We start from the raw sequence: 15,981 nt of genomic DNA on the forward strand, positions 1-15,981 counted from the left end.
CATGGAACCCACAGCGACGGAGCGGCGGCGCGCGGCGCTGCTACGGATCATCGCGCGGGCGGCGCCCCCCCACGAGCGCGCCCACAGCGGTTTTTTCTCACCCACCCCCGGCCAGGATCGGGCGCGGCGCGAGAAGCTCTCGTACGCCTTTCGTCAGGCCATCGGCGCTGGCGAACCGGGCGGCTTCGATGCGTACCTGCGCGCCCAGGGATCCAATGCCGCCGCTTTCGAGGAGGGGCTCGCCGAGGTGACCCTCCGGGATCCACGGGTGCTCCCTGCGTGGGCCCATTCGCTCGAGGCCATGCTGGGGCTCGGCCCGACCGAGCCCGGGGGCGAGGCGCCGTGGGCCGCGGCCCTGCCACGCTCCGCTCCCTACCCGGAGATCCTCGCGCCTCTGCTGCGGGAGCCGGCGTTGCGCCTGGACGAGCACATCGCGGCGGCAAAGCTCGACGTCGCGGCGCCGGCGCGGCAAGGGATGCTGTCCGTGCTCGCCTACAGGTTGTGGCGGGTCCTCGAGCCGGCCCTCGATTACGAGCAGCGCGTGGCTGCAACGAACGCGGGCCTTTTGGGCATGCGCGAGGCGGCGACACCCCCGCCGGGCGCGGACCTGGACGCATGGCTCGACAGGCTGGAGCGGTTCCCCGTCCTGGCCTACCTGATCGGGCTCTCATACGCGTACTGGCGCGGCTCCATGGCCGAGATCTGCGAGCGCCTCGCCGCGGATCGCGCGCTGCTCGTCGAGCGCCTGTTCGACGGCGCCGAGCCGGGGCGTCTGCAGAGCTTCCGGGGCGACGCCGGGGATGTGCACGGGCACGGGCGGGCCGTCGCGCTCCTCGGCTTCGAGGGCGGGCGCGCGCTCGTCTACAAGCCCAAGGACCTGCGCTGCGCGGCCGCATTCATGGATCTCGTCGCCTTCCTCGACGGCGCCGGTCTTTCGCCGGAGCTGCACGTGCGCCGCATCCTCGTTCGGGGGAGTCATACCTGGGAGGAGTTCATCGAGCACCGGCCGTGCGAGAATGCCGGGGAGGTCGAGCGCTTCTACACCCGCATGGGCATGCTGATCCGCCTCCTGCAACTGCTGGAGGGGCGCGACTTCTGGCTGGACAACTTGATCGCGCACGGCGAGCACCCGGCCTTCATCGACCTGGAGATGCTGGTCCAGCCACGGGTGGCGACGGGGCACCTCTTGCCCTCCGAGCAGGAGGCCCGGCGGCAGCTCTCCGAATCCGCGGTCGAGACCTGCGCCATCGTCATGCCGACGCCCATCGATGTCGGCGTGGGGACCGAGGATCTCGGCGCGCTGGCTGCGCCCCGCCCGTTCCTCAGCCCCTTCAAGCGTTCTCCCTCGGCGGCGCCGCGGCCCGGCCCGCCGAGCGAACGCGATTACGTCACCTGGACGCACCCGGAGCACGCGCCGGTCCTCGACGGGCAGCCGGCCGTCGCGGCGCGATACCTGGACCGGATCCTGGAGGGATACGGGAGGATGCAGGCGTGCCTGCGCGAAAACCGGACGGCGCTGCTCGACCCCCGCGGGCCCTTGCGGGGCTTGCGCGGCGCCCCGGTCCGGTTCATCCACCGCGACACCTGGAGCTACCACAAGCTCATTCGCCGGAGCCTCGCGCCGCGGCTGCTCGCCGATCCCTTCCAGCGGGAGCTCTTCCTCCAGCAGCTCTTCCAGCCCGCCCTCGCGGCCACGGACGATGGCCGCGGCGCGTCGCACCCCGTGATCGCCCATGGCGAGATCACCGCGCTGCGGGAGCTCGATGTTCCGCTCTTCACCTCCCGCCCGAGCAGCGACGTGGTCTGCACGCCCGCGGGCGACTGCATCACCGGCTATTTCGACGGCCACGCCTGGGATCGCCTCGTCGAGCGGCTACGCACCCTCGATGCATTTCCCCTCGAGCAGCAGCTCGATATCGTCCGCTCGTGCTTCTCGACGGGCCACGAGGCGGCCGCCGCGCCGCCGATCGGCCCACCGCCCGCGAGGGCAGAGGCGGCCGGCTGGGTCGAGGAGGCGCAGCAGATCGCCGGCGCCGTGCTGGAGGACGCCATCACCGCATCCACCCCCGATAGGGCCTGGTTGGGGCTCGTCTACCATCCCTACATCGGCCATCTCTCGCTCGGGGTCCTGGAAGCCGATCAGCTCACGGGGACCGGCGGGCTGGCCATCCTGTTCGCGGACCTCTACGCCCTCACAGGCCAGGAGCGCTGGCGAACCGCCGCGCGGGGGGCCCTGTTCGCCACGCGCAAGGCCGCGGACGGGACCCGCGCCGCCTTCGTCGACCTCGAGCGCTCCGGGCATGCCCGTACGATTCCACCGTATTGCGGGGGCTTCATGGGCACGGGCGCGCATCTCTTCTGCCTCCGCTATTGTGCCAGGGCGCTCGGCGATCCGGAGCTCGACCGCGCCGCCGACGATTGCATGTCCGCGCTCCAGATCGAGGCGCTCCTGCCGCGCGCGTGCGCCGACGTCGCCTGCGGCATGACGGGGCTCTTGCTCGCGATGCTGGCGGCGGAGCAGCCAGGCCCCGCGCACGCCCTCGCGCCTGCGCTCGCGTCACGTCTCCTCGCCATGTGCGGCGCGAGCGGGGAGCTGCCGCAGCCGCCCTATCCAGCGCGGGATTCATCGATGGCCCGCCTACCCGACCCCACGGCCGGGCTCTGCATGGGCCTCGCCAGGCTCCACGAGCGCGGGTACGAGGGGACAGACGCGCAGCTCCTCGGCGCGCTGGACGGGCTGCACGCGGCGTGGCGGAGGCAGGATCGCGCGCCCGGCTCCCCTGGGCGGCTGCTCGCCGGGCTGGAGCTCGCGAGGTTCGGGCTGGGCCTCGACCAAGCGCTCACAGAGGTCGACGACGCGCTCGCCCAGGAGCCGCCGGCGGCAGACACGATCGCGCTGCTCGACGCGCTCGAGATAACCTCGACGGCCTTCGAGCTCACGGGCGCGACGCATCACCGAGCGCGGGCCTTCGCGCTGGCCGAGCAGCTCCGCGCGCTACGGACCTCGACCGGCGCCTTCTTCCCGGCGTCGCTGGCCGCCGACCGGCACCACCTGTCCATTCTCTGGGGCCTGCCCGCCATCGCGCGCGCCTTCCTCCGGCTGCAGTTCCCCTCCCGGGTGCCCTCGCTCCGGCTGCTCAGGCTGCCGCGCTGACCTGGGTCATCACGAAGCCGTTTCGCTGGGGCTTCGCCCCAGGCCCGACCAGGGGTTGTCCACCCCTGGACCCGGACCAGCGCAAGCGCTGGACCTGGGGTCGATGAACTGCGCGATGCGCAGTTCATCGAACAGGCCGAGGCAAGACCGGCGAGCGACGCTGCCAACCAAAACGGCTTCGATCGGTAAGCGTGTGGGCACGTCTCCGAGGCGCGTGGGCGCAGGAAAATCACGCGTGGGCGGGGAGCAAAGGCGCGCGTGGGGGGCGGCGAGGCGCGCGCGCGTGAGGTCGAGATGCGCGTGCATGACGTGGAGATCGTTCGGGAATGTCATGAAGGCGCGTGCCCGCGACGCGAAGACGCGTGGGCACGAGGGGAAGGCGCGCACGCGTGACTTGGCGACGCGCGCACGCGACCTGGAGACGCGCGCACGCGACTTGGAGACGCGTGCACACCACCTCTGGGTCGCCACCGGCCTGTGGGAAGAACTGCGCATCGCGCAGTTCTTCCCCCTGAGGTCCAGGGCTTGCCCTGGTCCGGGTCGAGGGGCGGATAGCCCCCGCGGGGCCCGGGGCAGCGCCCCGGCGCGGCGCGACGGCTTGCGATCTCAGCGCGTGATCGGCAGACGCCGGGGACTGGGCGTACCTGGCGCTGCGGGGCCGGTCGTGATGGCGCCGGACGACAGACGCCGGAGCTCTTGGAAGTTGTTTTTGCGGATCGAGTTGCGCCCGGTCACCGTGGCGTGAATCCACCGGGACCATCGCTCCTCCTCGCTGCTTGCGGTCCAGTCGAGCGGGCGCGTCATCCGCTCGTCAGACCAGGTCTGGTCCCCGACGGCGATCACGGCGCCTGGTGTGGACGCGGGCTCGGGCAGCTGCGCTGGAACGAGGCGCCGCTGCGTCTCGGCGAAATACGCCGGCCAGTCATGATCCGTGACGAAGACCTTCCCGCGTTGCCTGTCGTAGCTCGGCAGAACGATCAGGTTTTTCTGGTACGCGACGAGGCTCTCCAGGCTCGCGGCGACGGCCGGGTAGCGCCTGACCAGATGCTCCCGCAGGGCCTCGAAGAATGCGTCGATCGCGAAGCAGATCTGGACGAAGAGCCAGCGGCACGGATCGATGTGGTAGGGAAAGCCCGGGAGCTGGGGGATGGCCATGAAATCGATGGCGTCCTCCTCGTCGAGGTAGCGCTGATGATGGGCCAGCACGGCCTGATAAAAGCCTCTCGAGGGCTCTGCGTTGGCGAAGAAGCCCTCGATCAGATCCTCGTAGAATTGGGCGTAGGGCACGTCGTGCGTGAAGCGCATGTACACGGCGATCGACTGGGTCACGGCGCAGTTGTGAAGCGCCTTGATGCAAGCGGCGTAGGCGCTCATCTTCACCCAGTCGGCGCGCGAGAACGTGCTCGTCTCGACGATCAGCCGGCTCTTGGCCTCCAGGACGGGGTCCATGGGGCCCAGCATGCGCAGGCCATGGTTCAACAGGACGTAGCGGTCGAGCGTCTGGATCTTCCACCGCTCGCGGTATTGCGCCTCGGCGGCCGGCGCGTTGGGGAGTAGGTTGTACGGGAAAACCCAGTAATGGGCGTGGATCCCCCATTCCATCAGGTCGGTGAAGCACGACTTCCAGGTCTCGTACTTGTCCCCGGGCATCCCCATGATGAGCTGGACGTAGATGGGGACGTCGTCCTCCATCAGCTCACGGACGACCTTGATCTGCTTTTGGGTGGAGATATTGGCGCGCTCCGTCGCGGCCAGGACGTCCTGGTTCGTGTGCTGGATGGAGAGCACGTGGGCCGACGACAGGCCGGAGCCGATGAGCTTCTTGGCGATGGCGACCGTACGCTCGGGATTGTTCTTCGCCGTGTTGTACGAGAAATACGTCGGGTAGCCGAACGTCTGGTTGGCCGCGACGACGCGGTCGAGGAGCGCCAGATCCCTGGGCAGGATGCCGAAGTTCGCGTCGGCCAGCATGATGAAGCCGATCTTCGTGCGTCCGAACCACTCGATCTCGGCTTCGAGCCGCGCCATGTCGAAGAGACGCAGCTTCGACATGGTGGCCGAGCCCCAGTCGCAGAAGCTGCATTTGTAGGGACAGCCGCGGTTCGTCTCCCAGACGGCGATGACATTGCTGGAGAGCGTGCGGCGTAGCTCCTCGTAATAAGCGCTCTGCGCGATGTACGAGCTGTGCTCGAATCCCGAAGGCACCTCCGCGGGCCCGGTGCAGATGTGGGCGCTCCCGTCCGGTCCGGGCAGGTACAAGCCCGGGACATCGAGGAAAAGGGCGCCGTCCTGCGGGAGCCCGCGGGCGTCGCCTCGCGCGAGGACACGCTCGAGGATCCTGTTGAACGTGATCTCGCCGTCCTTGACGGCGATCATGTCGATGTACGGGTATTTGGCGAAGAATGCCGGATCCTTGTAGTCCGGCTCGGGCCCACCGGCGACGATCAGACAATCCGGATGACGCGATTTGACCTGCTGCGCGATATGGAGCTGGAGCCGCCAGTTCCAGGTATAACAACTCAGCCCCAGCACGTGGATCGGGGTATCCCCATAGGCCGAAAGGAGGGAGGTGGCGTCCCCCATCCGGTGGATCGGGGGCAGCCAATGCACGTCTTCTCCGCCGGGCCCGAGCCGTTCCCAGGAGGTCTTCAGGATACCCCACATGACGGGCAGGTAAGGAATACCCATTTCCATCAGTTGGGGTTCGCTGATCAGGACGTTCTTGCGACATGCTGACGACATTCGTGGTCCTCCGCGTCGAGACGCGTCGCATACGCCGGAGCCCACGCGCAGCGTCAGGCGCGTCGCCGGGCCGAACGTGGCCGCCCCGGCACGCTCGTATGGCATCTGGTCATCGCCCCCCTCCGCGTCCAGACGTCACTCGGCCGGGCGCACTCGTTGCAACAGGGCGAGATCGCGGTAAAGCCCTTCCTTTTGGAAGAGCTCCGCGTGTGTACCGATCTGGACGATGGCGCCGCCGGACATGACGACCACACGATGCGCGGCCTGGACCATCGATAACCGGTGCGCGATGATCAGCGTCGTGCGCCCCTTCATGAGCCGCTCGAGGGCCTCACGGACGAGCGTCTCGCTCCCCGCGTCGAGGGCGCTCGTCGCCTCGTCGAGGATCAAGATCGGCGGCGCCTGGAGGATGGCGCGGGCAATGGCGATGCGCTGCCGCTGCCCGCCGGAGAGCTGCACGCCGCGCTCGCCGACGAGCGTCCCGTACCCCTGCGGCAGCTCGCCGATGAATGCGTGCGCGTTGGCCGTCCGCGCCGCGGCCTCGACCTCGGCGTCGGACGCGCCTTCGCGCCCATAACGGATGTTATCGGCGACGCTGCCCGAAAACAGCGGCGTGTCCTGCGAGACGAGGCCGATCTGGCGGCGCAGCCACCGGGGCGAGAGGTCGCGCAGGTCCACGCCGTCGAGGACGATGCTCCCGCCGTCGGGGTCGTAGAGGCGCAGCAAGAGCGCGACGATCGTCGATTTGCCCGCCCCCGAGGGCCCCACCAGCGCGACCACCTCGCCCGCGTGGAGGGTGAGGCTGAATCCGCACAGCACGGAGGCACGCTTTCGCGTCGGGTAGCAGAAATCGACCTGCCGGAGCTCGATCGTCCCCGTGACCGAGGGCGGCGCGAGGCCGCTTGCGTGCTGAATCGTAGGCGTACGCTCGAGCAGCTCGACGACGCGCTCCAGGGCGCCCCCGGTCCGTGCCAGCTCCGCCCACACGTCGCTCAGGGAGCTGCACGAAAAGGCGACCATGAGCGCATACACGAGGAAGGAGAGCATTTCCCCCGCGCTCAGCGCGCCTTGCGTCATGAGGTGCCCACCATACCAGAGCACGAGGGCCACCACTCCACACACGACGAACGAAGCTGCGCCGAGGAACGTCCCGACGATGCGGCTGCGTCGCTGCCCCAAATGGTGTCCCCGGAGGATGGACGTGGAATACCTCTCCGCTTCGCCCTGCTCCTCGGCGAACGCGTGGACCGTCCTGATCCCGGCGAGCGCCTCGGCGGCGATCTGCCCGGCGCGCGCCATCGCATCGTGAAAATCCCGGGAGATGCGCCGGACCCGACGCCCGTACAGGACGGCACCGAGCGTCGCTGGCGGGAAGATCGAGAGCATGAGGAGGGCGAGCCGCGGCGACGCCTGGAAAAGACAACCGGCGCCCCCGATTATGGATACGAGCGCGCGCAGCAACGTGGGGACGCTGGTGGTGACGACGTTTTGCAGCGCGGCCGTATCCAGGGCGAGGCGGCTCGTGAGCTCGCCGGTCGTATGTTGATCGAAGAATGCGGTATCTTGTGCCAGAAGGCGCTCGAAAAGCCGCGCGCGCAGCCGGGCGACGACGCGCTCCCCGGAAACATTGAAGAGCGTGAAGCGCAGCGCGAGCGCCGCGGCTTGCACGAAGGTGGCGGCGATGAGCGCTGCCACGACGCCGCTCATGGGCGCGGCGTTCCCGCCACGGGCGGATGCGCCGTCGACGATTGCGCGGAGCATCTGGGGAAAAAGAAGCGCCGCTGCGCTCTCGACGGCGAGAAAGAGCGTGGCCCAGAGGATTCTCCCGCGCTCGGGCCGGACGAGCGCGGAGAAGTGCCTCCAGGCCCTCGCTTCGAAAGAGCGGGGCTCCGCAATCGTCGATTTCGCCGTGTTCCCCATGGCTGACGCCCTTGGCCCAGCGGGCCGAGGGCTTCGACCGCAGTATGACCGCGCGCACAGCGAGACGCCCGACCGGATGCGTCGGATTCGCGGTACTTCTCGACAAAGCAGGCTCAATCCTGTGCCAGCCTAGATCTTCCTCTCATTCACGCGGCCGCGCCACGCACCCCGATGGATCTTGGTTCTTCCAAGACGAACCCTATCCCCCACTTTCCCATTGCCTTCCCCAACAAACCATGAAACACAAAAAAGCGACGCCAGCCGGCGCTGACACACCGACCGGCGTCTGACCCGAAACCCGTCCAAGCCGGAGTTCCAGGCTATACCCAACGTAGACGTCGTCCTGCATCCTCAGCGACGGCCGGTCGATGCCGGAGATCGCTCGGACGTTGCGGATTCCCCTCGACACCGCGTATGCCCGGCTCGGGCTGGCACGTCGGCGGTTTTCGCGGATGGGGATGCGACTCCTTTTGATGCCTGGCCCGAGGTCGTGGCCGAGGCTGCCAGGGCGCTCCCGAACGTCGTGTTCGCCGGACATTCGACCGGCGGCATGTATCTGCTTTCGACGCCCGACCTGGAACCGCACCTCGAGGCCCTGGCGCTTCTGGACACCGCTCCGGACGCCCTCTGGCATCCTCGCTTCGTGGAGATGACCCGAGCGAATCCGTTGCCCGATGTCGAGGCGGCGACAGCGATTTATGAAGCGGATCCGCGCGACGAGAACATCGCCGCAACCCTCCCTACAGGAAACTCGCGCTGACGGACCTCTCGCCGCTCGAGAGCCTGCCGGACCTGCAATGGGTGGACACCGATGCTTGGGCCATTCGCCCCTCAACGCTCTGTCGATCCTGGATCCGGAGAGGGGGTTACTTCGGTACCGTCTTCGTCTGGGAGGAACACGGCGACCCTCGCGAGATCGCGGTGCGCGTAATGAACCTTCGCAATCTCGGCGAGCGCGTGCCGGCCGAGTCTTTCATAAGCGCACACGAGGAGCTCGAGCGCGTCCTCGTGATACTCTTTGGCATCCAGCCAATGCAGGTCGTGGCCGAACGTGAGCGCGGCGCCAGGTTTGCCCTCCGCGCATTCACGCTTGGCGGATTCAATCCATTGTCGCGCGCGTTCGGGCTGGCTGCGCCAGACTCTCCTGCGAGCCTCAGGGCTGCCCACGCGAACGGTGCCTGCGCCGGGCGGCAGCGCGGGGCCGAACGTGCCTAGGGTGGGAATCCGATCGGCCTCGAGCCAGCGCTTCGCGGGGGGATCCTCCGCGAGGGCGGCGCGGTCCTCTTCGGCAAACCATTCGAGCGCAGCGAGCACGGCGTGGACCGTGAGGGGCGCAGGTTGTTCGGGGTAGGTTGGATCCGCGATCCGCTCGCGAGCCCGGGTGGTAAGGACGGCGAGCGGAGTGGGCTCCTCGTCGCGCCAGGTTTCCGCGGTATCATGCGCATAATTATGGGCGATGTACGTGGGCGGGTCCGCGGGGTCGTCGTACCAGAGACCATGATGCAGGGCGTCGGTGTCGCCCCACATCACGCGGACGAACTCGGGCGGATCCGAGCGGTAACGGCATTCGAGCCGCGGGTCGAGGCCGTCGCGTGTCCTCCGCGAAAGACCGCGGTCCTCGAACCACACCATGATGCAATCAGGCGCTCGACCGAGGTCGTCCATGCCCCTCCATTCGGCCTCATCGAGGCTTCGCCAGAACGCCGCGAAGGTCGCGAGGTAGCGCGGCAGGCGCAGGCCGTAAACCTCTTGCATGCGCTGCGCAACGGCGGGGAAGCGCTCGTACATGAGCGCGAGCGCTTCGCGTCGGCGGCGCACCGTGGCCTCATCGGGGGTGAACGTGGCCTCGGTAACGGTGGCCCGCGCGAGCCCGAGCGTTTCCTCGAGGGGAACCCCGAGCGCGGATGAGACGCCGCGGGCGGCGAGCGCCGTGAGCGTGGCGGCGAGCTCGTCGAGCGCCGCCCGGGGCTCGTGCATTCGTGCGAGAGGCACGACAACGAAATCGGCGCTCGGCCCCCCAAAGCTCCCGGTCTCGGAGATGTGCATGCTCGCGACGAGACCGATGTTTCGCACGAAATAAGGTGGATACCACGAAGTGAGCTCGGCGCGCTCGTCCTTGACGGGAAAGAGGGTCCTCCAGCGCTCGCGCGCGAGCGCGAGCGCTGCCTCGATCTCTGGGTCATTCATGGTGTTGCCTGCATGGGATGCGACACGTAGGGGGGCGGCCCGCGCTGGAACCGTGCTCATGACAATCATCAGGAGCACGACTTCGATGAACTTCATCCGACACTCCTTCATCACATACGGCCCCTGGACCAACGAAACAGCGGGCAGCTCCTCCCAATGCAGGGCAAACGGCGTTCCTGGTTCGGCGCGCATTCGAATTGAAGAAGCGTGAGCCACCAGCTCACTTCCCTGCGGGCCGGGCGGGGCGGAGACGCGCCTTGTCGTTCGGATTTCGCGACGACGGATTGCACGCCGCTCCTGGAACATCGATCGGTATGATGACCGATCGATGTTCCAGGCTTCTTGTCTACTCGGGGGCAAAGTGGAGGGAGGTTGAGAGCGCCGTGGCGCCTGCCTGTCGAGCGGAAGCGCTAAACCTTTCTGATGAATCGGCATGGGAATTGATATGCCGAGGGGACATGTACAGATACGGAACGTGGGGGGCCGGGCTGTCGGTCGTCGCCCTGCTCGTTTCTCATAGGATGGAGGGGGCTCTGGCGGAGTCGCCCTCCGACGCGAAGAGGATGGTCGAATACCATACCGGAACCCTCGACATCCGGTTCGACAATCCCGCCTCGATTCCCGGAGGTCAGAATCCCCATCATATCGAGCTCTTCCTCGATGGCAGACCCTGCATGGAAATCACCCCCTCGGGCGAGACCTGCGTGTTGCGGGCGCCGCCGGAGGCGGTGTGTGATTTGTGGCCGCCGCTCGCGATGGGGGTCAATCGGTGCCTCATGGGGACCGATGGCTCGTGGAACGCCTATTTCCGGCTGCCTTCGGACCGTGTCATCGCAGACGATAGGCCCCACACGCTCACCGCGCTCATCTCGACGCCCGAGGGGGTCTCGGTGCGCGAGGCGCCCGTCGTGGTGAGGCGCGCACATGCCGATCCTTCGGCCAAGTTCGACATCCATTTTGTGGGGGACGTGAAGCTTCTGTGAGTGGTGGAAGGAATGCGACCTCCGAGGCCGCGCCGCACCCATCGGGGTCGCGCTGGACTTGGGCCTCGAACGCTGCCCGGCACGCCTGCGCCGCCCGCACCGTCCTGCGGTGCATGCGCGAATGGCGCACCCGAGGGTTGCATTCTCGATTTCGTCTGGCGTGAGATTGAACCAGAACCTCTGCGGTGCGCTGGGACGATGCCAGGGCTCGTCGGGGCGGCGCCCGTGGATGCGTCGGTGCCCTCGCTCGGCAGGCCCTCGCGATGGTCTACGCTGGCGCCCGGGGAACGACCGAAGCGGCTCGCCGGGAGCCGTGATGCCGCCGCTCAGCGCGTCGGCAGGAGCTGGAACGAAACGGTGATCTTCGCGCGCACGGCGATCTGCCCCGGCGCGAGCGTGCTCTCGGGCGAGGATTCCAGCCCACCGCCGGCAACGACGGCTACGTTCTGCGCAAGCTGCGGCGCTTCGTCCCACCACGCGTTATAGGCCGACGACCACCCGCTCCCCCCATCGTCGATGAGGAGCGGAAGGCCGACGGTCTGATCGAGCTCCTTCGCCAGCGCGATGGCCTTCTCCCTCGCAGCCTGGATTGCCATGGCTCTCGCCCTGTCGCGATGTTCGCGGAGCTTGGTCGTCCGAAATTCGATCCCGTGGACTCGATTGACATCACTCTGGATGGCGCTCATCAGAAACTGTTCGAACTTGTCGACCTGGTCCAGGGTGACGGCCATCGTGTTCTTCACGGCATATCCGACGAACACATTGCTATCATCTTGCCACTCGTACTTGGGCGCGATGCTGATGTAATCGGTATCAACGTCTGTGTCGTCGATTCCCATCCCTCGAGCGAGCGCCAGCACCGCCCGGACCGCATTGTCATTCTCGGTCTTCGCCTTGACGAGATCCATATCCACCGTCTCGATGCCGATCCTCAGCACCACCTCGTCGGGAACGACGTGGACCTCGGCATCTCCTGTGACGATGATCCTGGGGCGGGTGTCTGGGGTGGTCACCGTGGAGTCCGTCTCGTCCTGTGCCTGTGCGAGCTCGGGGAAGAGCAGGGCAGCGCCGATGGCCAGGGGCGCTAGAATGGAAAGACGCTTCATCGAATCCTCCTCTCGATCGGCCTCCGACGCTGCCAGGGCCGTCCGCCATGGAAGTGAGCAGTCCTCGTGCCACGTCGTGGCGCGTCCATTGCGCACATGAGAGGCTCCGCTCCCAGGATCTCGGTCTCTCCTTGCAGGCCCATCGTTGGAGATGCACGCCCGGGGGCATGTCCGCGCAGGGAGGAGGTCTCTCCTGAAAGCGCGTGCCGCGCAGGCGCCACAAGGAGACAGGACTTACCCAACCTGGCTTAGCTCCGCATGAAGGCGGCTGCGCACACCGAGAAGACGATGAGCGTGGTCCCGCAGACGAGCTGTGGGCTCACCTGGATGGGAAACAAGAAGGCCGAAAAGAGCAGGACGAAGACAGGCTCGGCGGCTTTCATCAGGTTGGCCGTGCCGAAGGTGGTGATGGCCATGGCGCGATAGAACAGGGCCAATCCGAGGAACGTGGCGAGGAAGGTCGAGCACAGGAGGATGGCGACGCCCTCGGGCGCGTAGCGCAGGCTGGAGACCCCTTCCCTGGCGATCGCATAGAGGACGAGCGGCGTGAGCGCGTACAGCTTGGTATTCAGCAGGATGGTGAGCGGCCCCTCCCGCTCGAGCGTGGACTTGACGACCGCATTCTGGATGGCGAACGCGGCCGGATACAGCGCGGCCAGCAGGAAGCCGACCATGCTCCCCATCGGGCCCACCGTGCCCTGGAAGGAGACGAGGAAGACCCCGATGAGCGCCGCGACGACCAAGAGCAACTCGAGCTTGCTCGGCCGCTCCTGGAAATAGACGTAGGCGATCATCATCGCGTAGACGAAGTAGAGCCTCCCGACGAGCCCCACGATGCCGGGGTGGATCCGCGAGAGGCTCTCGAAGAGGAAGATCAGGCCGATCGCGTTCAGCAGGCCCGAGGCCAGCAGGCCCCCGGACATCACCACCCGGGCTCGCGGTCCGAGCAGCCGCGCTCCCACCAGGCAGAACAAGAGGGTGAACCCCGCCTCGTAGATGGCCGCGAGCGGAGCGGTAACGTAGTCCAGGCTCAGTCGGATCAACGGAAACTGGGTCGCGAAGAGGAGCGTGGAGAGCAGCGACAACAACGCCCCTTTCCTGAAGCGCTTCTCATGCATCCCGGGCACCCTGGTGTGTGGTGTTTTTCTGCTGCGCGGCCCGAGTCGTCAGTCGGACTCGCTCCAAGTACCACTGCATTCAGCCTCGGGCCGCTCGCGACGAAAAACGCCACACACCTAGCGCCCGAGGAGCCAATTCTGGTGCGTAATCTCCGGGATGCTGTGAGCCCGTCCCTCGATGAAGGCGGCGGCGGAGATCTGGATCATCCGCGCACGGGACTGGAACTCCTCGACCGTGCGGGCGCCGGTGAAGGCCAGGCTCACCCCGAGGGAGCGCTTGATCTGCAGGAGAAGCGCCTTGGCCGGGCCCATGTATGGCACATAGCCCGAGACCCCCTCCACCCGGTGCCCCCGGAACGCGAGCTCTTCGAGGAAGCTGTCCAGCTCGGGCACCCCGCAGGAGGAATCATGTTCCAGCGAGGTGTACCTGGCGCCTGCATAGAACTTGTACTTCCTGCCCTGAATCTCCTTGAGCTCACCGCTGGCCTCCTCGGTACCGGCAAAGAGACGTCCCATCATCACCGAGCTGGCCCCCGCGGCCAGGGCCTTGGCGATATCTCCCGGGATGCGGATGCCCCCGTCGGCGATCACCGGGATGCCGACGGGTCGGGCGACCGAAGCGACCTCCTGGATCGCCTCGAGCTGCGGGACGCCCACCCCGGACATCTCCCGCGTCGTGCAGATGGAGCCCGGACCGAGCCCGACCTTGAGCGCGGCGATGGGGAATCTGCAGAACTCGTACGCGGCCTCCGCGGTGGCGAGATTGCCCACCACCAGCTTGTCCGGCGCCAGAACCGAGTACTTCTCGACCGTCTCCAGGACCTTCACGTGGAAGGGTTGGACGGTATTGATAATCACGTAATCGACTTCCGGCCGGACCAGGAGGAAGTCCAGCTTCGAGTGCTCGAAGGGTGAAGCCGCCACGAGGATGGGCGGGCGACCGTCGATGTGGAGCGCCTCGGGAAAGCGCGTGAGATCGATGCGGTACCGGGAGATCTGCTCGATGGCCGCCAACAGGTCGGCCTGGGAGAGCTCCTGGGTGATCGGCCCGATGGCCCCGAACTCCGCCAGCGAGCAAGTGAGCGCCACGGACCAGACCGTCTCCATGGCCGCCGAGAAGACCGGGAGCGCGGCCCGGACCCCCTTGATCACCTCGGCTTGGAGAGATACCTGGTCCGGACGGACATCGGTCAGGTCCGGGAGGATGGTGACGTCGTCGACGTCAGGCCTCTCAAGGAGGCCAGGGCAGGACGAGAAACCGCGGCCACACTGGCAGGGGCGAGTTTGACTGGCATGGAGTCCCCCATGGCCGCGGGACTCTATCACCATCCCCTCCTGGCGCCCGCCCTCCTGTATTGGCTCACAGGAGAGCGGACAGCTCGACGTCGACGCCGGTATCGTCCTGCGCGAAACCCGTCACTTCACGTCCACGATGGATCGGCGCCGCCAACTCGCCTACCCAGCCGGCCAGTATGCGCTCGATGTGGTTCTGCCAGAGCGCGAGCACGTCGTTGTGCCGGGTAGGGCGGGAGGCCGACGACCTCGTGCAGGAGGTCTTCCTCGTCGCCTGGCGCCGCCATGACAACCTCGTGACGCCCGAGGGCGCGCGGTCGTGGGTCTGCATGATTGCGCTGCTGGCACGTCGGCGGCTTTCGCTCTGACCTCACCCGCCCCACCCCACCGAAATCGTAGACGCGTCGTCTGTCACCGCACGGGCGGCGCCGCCTCCTCCTCCGCCCGCTTCCTCTTCCTCGCCCCCGCCCCCAGCGCCTCGAAGCTCGCGCGGTTTGCCTCGTCGTTCGCGAACTCCATTCGCCCCGCGCCCTCGATCCGCGCCACGGCCGCAAGAATCCGATTCCCCGTCCGATTCCGCTCCTGCGTCGCCACCGGCGCGCTCGCGCGCTTCTGCTCCTGCACTGCATCTGCATTCGTGATCGCCACGAGCGCCTGCGCGAGCGCGTCGAGGTCCTTCGCCACGATCCCGAGGGACGCTGCCTCGGCCGGGTTCTCCTTGGTGCGGCCGAGGATCTGCTGGATCGCCGCCTTCACGTCACGCATGTTCGTCTTGTTCACCTTCAGTCCGATCCCGTAGGCGCGCTTCACGTCGGCGGGCGCTTTGGCGCGGCGAACGGCCACGCGGATTTGCTGCATCTGCGCGTGCCCCTGTTCGAGCGCCACGTTTTGCGCGCTCGTCGCCGCGACGGCCTCGCTCCGGGCCTGTTTGGCGCCGGGGATGGCTTCACCGAGCTTCTCGATGTCCTCCGAGAGCCCCTGGACCAGGCCTTCCGAGAGCCGCGGGCCGAGGGCGGCGGCGTGGGTGACGGCGAGGTTCAAGGCTTTGAGGCCGAGCTGCGTGATGGTAGTGAAATCCTTGGCCGGAAGCGTGCTCTTCACAATCAGTGCTGCAGTCATGACGTTCCTCCCTTGACGCGTGATGGGGGTACGGCGTCGTATCCGTCGCAAGTGCTGCACGACCCATGCCAATGACGGTCATGAAGAGCGCGGAGCCGCCCGGGAAGAGCGTGGAGCCGCCCGGGAAGAGCGCGGAGACACCCGGGAAGCGCGCGGAGCCGCCCGGGAAGAGCGCGGAGACACCCGGGAAGCGCGCGGAGCCGCCCGGGAAGAGCGCGGAGACACCCGGGAAGCGCGCGGAGCCGCCCGGGAAGAGCGCGGAGGGTCTCGGGAAGAGCGCGGAGACACCCGTGAAGCGCGCGGAGACACCTGTGAAGAGCACGGAGCCGCCCGGGAAGAGCGCGGAGTGACCCGTGAAG

General features: G+C 67.6%; 11 protein-coding genes and 1 pseudogene. 4 read left to right on the plus strand and 8 right to left on the minus strand.

Going from position 1 to position 15,981, the window contains the following annotated elements; all coding sequences use genetic code 11:
- Window position 1: 1 nt before the first annotated feature.
- Window positions 2-3,154 (plus strand): type 2 lanthipeptide synthetase LanM, encoded by a 3,153-nt coding sequence (gene lanM / locus QHF83_RS32895; RefSeq protein ID WP_282421960.1) that lies wholly within the window; start codon window positions 2-4, stop codon window positions 3,152-3,154.
- 606 nt (window positions 3,155-3,760) lie between these two features.
- On the opposite strand, the gene QHF83_RS32900 is transcribed toward lanM, so the two are convergent.
- Complete coding sequence (locus QHF83_RS32900) at window positions 3,761-5,842, minus strand: radical SAM protein (protein WP_282421961.1); 2,082 nt, start codon at window positions 5,840-5,842, stop codon at window positions 3,761-3,763.
- Between the two features lie 189 nt (window positions 5,843-6,031).
- Window positions 6,032-7,816, minus strand: a complete 1,785-nt coding sequence (locus tag QHF83_RS32905; protein WP_282421962.1) for an ABC transporter transmembrane domain-containing protein — start codon at window positions 7,814-7,816, stop codon at window positions 6,032-6,034.
- A 490-nt stretch (window positions 7,817-8,306) separates the two neighbouring features.
- Between QHF83_RS32905 and QHF83_RS32910 the strand changes: the two genes are divergently transcribed.
- Window positions 8,307-8,576: a hypothetical protein gene (locus QHF83_RS32910; RefSeq protein WP_282421963.1), complete on the plus strand. Its 270-nt coding sequence runs from the start codon at window positions 8,307-8,309 to the stop codon at window positions 8,574-8,576.
- 71 nt (window positions 8,577-8,647) lie between these two features.
- Here QHF83_RS32910 and QHF83_RS32915 read toward each other — a convergent pair whose 3' ends face one another.
- Window positions 8,648-10,003, minus strand: coding sequence for an ADP-ribosylation family protein (locus QHF83_RS32915; protein WP_282421964.1), 1,356 nt, complete (start codon window positions 10,001-10,003; stop codon window positions 8,648-8,650).
- A 314-nt stretch (window positions 10,004-10,317) separates the two neighbouring features.
- Here QHF83_RS32915 and QHF83_RS32920 point away from each other — a divergent pair, with 314 nt between their 5' ends.
- Window positions 10,318-10,986 (plus strand): hypothetical protein, encoded by a 669-nt coding sequence (locus QHF83_RS32920; RefSeq protein ID WP_282421965.1) that lies wholly within the window; start codon window positions 10,318-10,320, stop codon window positions 10,984-10,986.
- A gap of 326 nt (window positions 10,987-11,312) precedes the next feature.
- Here QHF83_RS32920 and QHF83_RS32925 read toward each other — a convergent pair whose 3' ends face one another.
- The 5 genes and pseudogenes from QHF83_RS32925 to QHF83_RS32945 all read right to left on the minus strand — a co-directional run bounded on the left by QHF83_RS32925 (window position 11,313) and on the right by QHF83_RS32945 (window position 15,622).
- On the minus strand, window positions 11,313-12,092 hold the full coding sequence (locus tag QHF83_RS32925) for an SIMPL domain-containing protein (protein WP_282421966.1): 780 nt from the start codon (window positions 12,090-12,092) through the stop codon (window positions 11,313-11,315).
- Window positions 12,093-12,340: 248 nt separating this feature from the next.
- On the minus strand, window positions 12,341-13,210 hold the full coding sequence (locus tag QHF83_RS32930; RefSeq protein ID WP_282421967.1) for a DMT family transporter: 870 nt from the start codon (window positions 13,208-13,210) through the stop codon (window positions 12,341-12,343).
- A gap of 117 nt (window positions 13,211-13,327) precedes the next feature.
- Window positions 13,328-14,539, minus strand: a complete 1,212-nt coding sequence (locus QHF83_RS32935) for an IMP dehydrogenase (RefSeq protein WP_282421968.1) — start codon at window positions 14,537-14,539, stop codon at window positions 13,328-13,330.
- 43 nt (window positions 14,540-14,582) lie between these two features.
- A pseudogene (locus QHF83_RS53560) lies at window positions 14,583-14,735 on the minus strand (FAD-dependent monooxygenase); the annotation flags it as partial.
- Window positions 14,736-14,914: 179 nt separating this feature from the next.
- Window positions 14,915-15,622, minus strand: coding sequence for a hypothetical protein (locus tag QHF83_RS32945; RefSeq protein ID WP_282421970.1), 708 nt, complete (start codon window positions 15,620-15,622; stop codon window positions 14,915-14,917).
- Window positions 15,623-15,702: 80 nt separating this feature from the next.
- On the opposite strand from QHF83_RS32945, the gene QHF83_RS32950 reads away from it, so the two are divergent.
- A complete protein-coding gene (locus QHF83_RS32950) occupies window positions 15,703-15,972 on the plus strand; it encodes a hypothetical protein (protein WP_282421971.1) in 270 nt (89 codons plus the stop codon).
- The last annotated feature ends 9 nt before the right edge of the window (window positions 15,973-15,981 follow it).

Origin of the sequence: Polyangium sp. 15x6 (assembly GCF_029960785.1) — a bacterium.
Classification (GTDB): Bacteria; Myxococcota_A; Polyangia; order Polyangiales; family Polyangiaceae; genus Polyangium.

Bases quoted from the DNA above. Each gene is read 5' to 3' on its own strand.
- QHF83_RS32925 (WP_282421966.1), bottom strand. From the start codon at position 12,092: ATGAAGCGTCTTTCCATTCTAGCGCCCCTGGCCATCGGCGCTGCCCTG.
- QHF83_RS32945 (WP_282421970.1), bottom strand. From the start codon at position 15,622: ATGACTGCAGCACTGATTGTGAAGAGCACGCTTCCGGCCAAGGATTTC.
- QHF83_RS32935 (WP_282421968.1), bottom strand. From the start codon at position 14,539: ATGGTGATAGAGTCCCGCGGCCATGGGGGACTCCATGCCAGTCAAACT.
- QHF83_RS32905 (WP_282421962.1), bottom strand. From the start codon at position 7,816: ATGGGGAACACGGCGAAATCGACGATTGCGGAGCCCCGCTCTTTCGAA.
- QHF83_RS32950 (WP_282421971.1), top strand. From the start codon at position 15,703: ATGAAGAGCGCGGAGCCGCCCGGGAAGAGCGTGGAGCCGCCCGGGAAG.
- QHF83_RS32900 (WP_282421961.1), bottom strand. From the start codon at position 5,842: ATGGGTATTCCTTACCTGCCCGTCATGTGGGGTATCCTGAAGACCTCC.
- lanM (WP_282421960.1), top strand. From the start codon at position 2: ATGGAACCCACAGCGACGGAGCGGCGGCGCGCGGCGCTGCTACGGATC.
- QHF83_RS32920 (WP_282421965.1), top strand. From the start codon at position 10,318: ATGATGACCGATCGATGTTCCAGGCTTCTTGTCTACTCGGGGGCAAAG.
- QHF83_RS32930 (WP_282421967.1), bottom strand. From the start codon at position 13,210: ATGCATGAGAAGCGCTTCAGGAAAGGGGCGTTGTTGTCGCTGCTCTCC.
- QHF83_RS32915 (WP_282421964.1), bottom strand. From the start codon at position 10,003: ATGAATGACCCAGAGATCGAGGCAGCGCTCGCGCTCGCGCGCGAGCGC.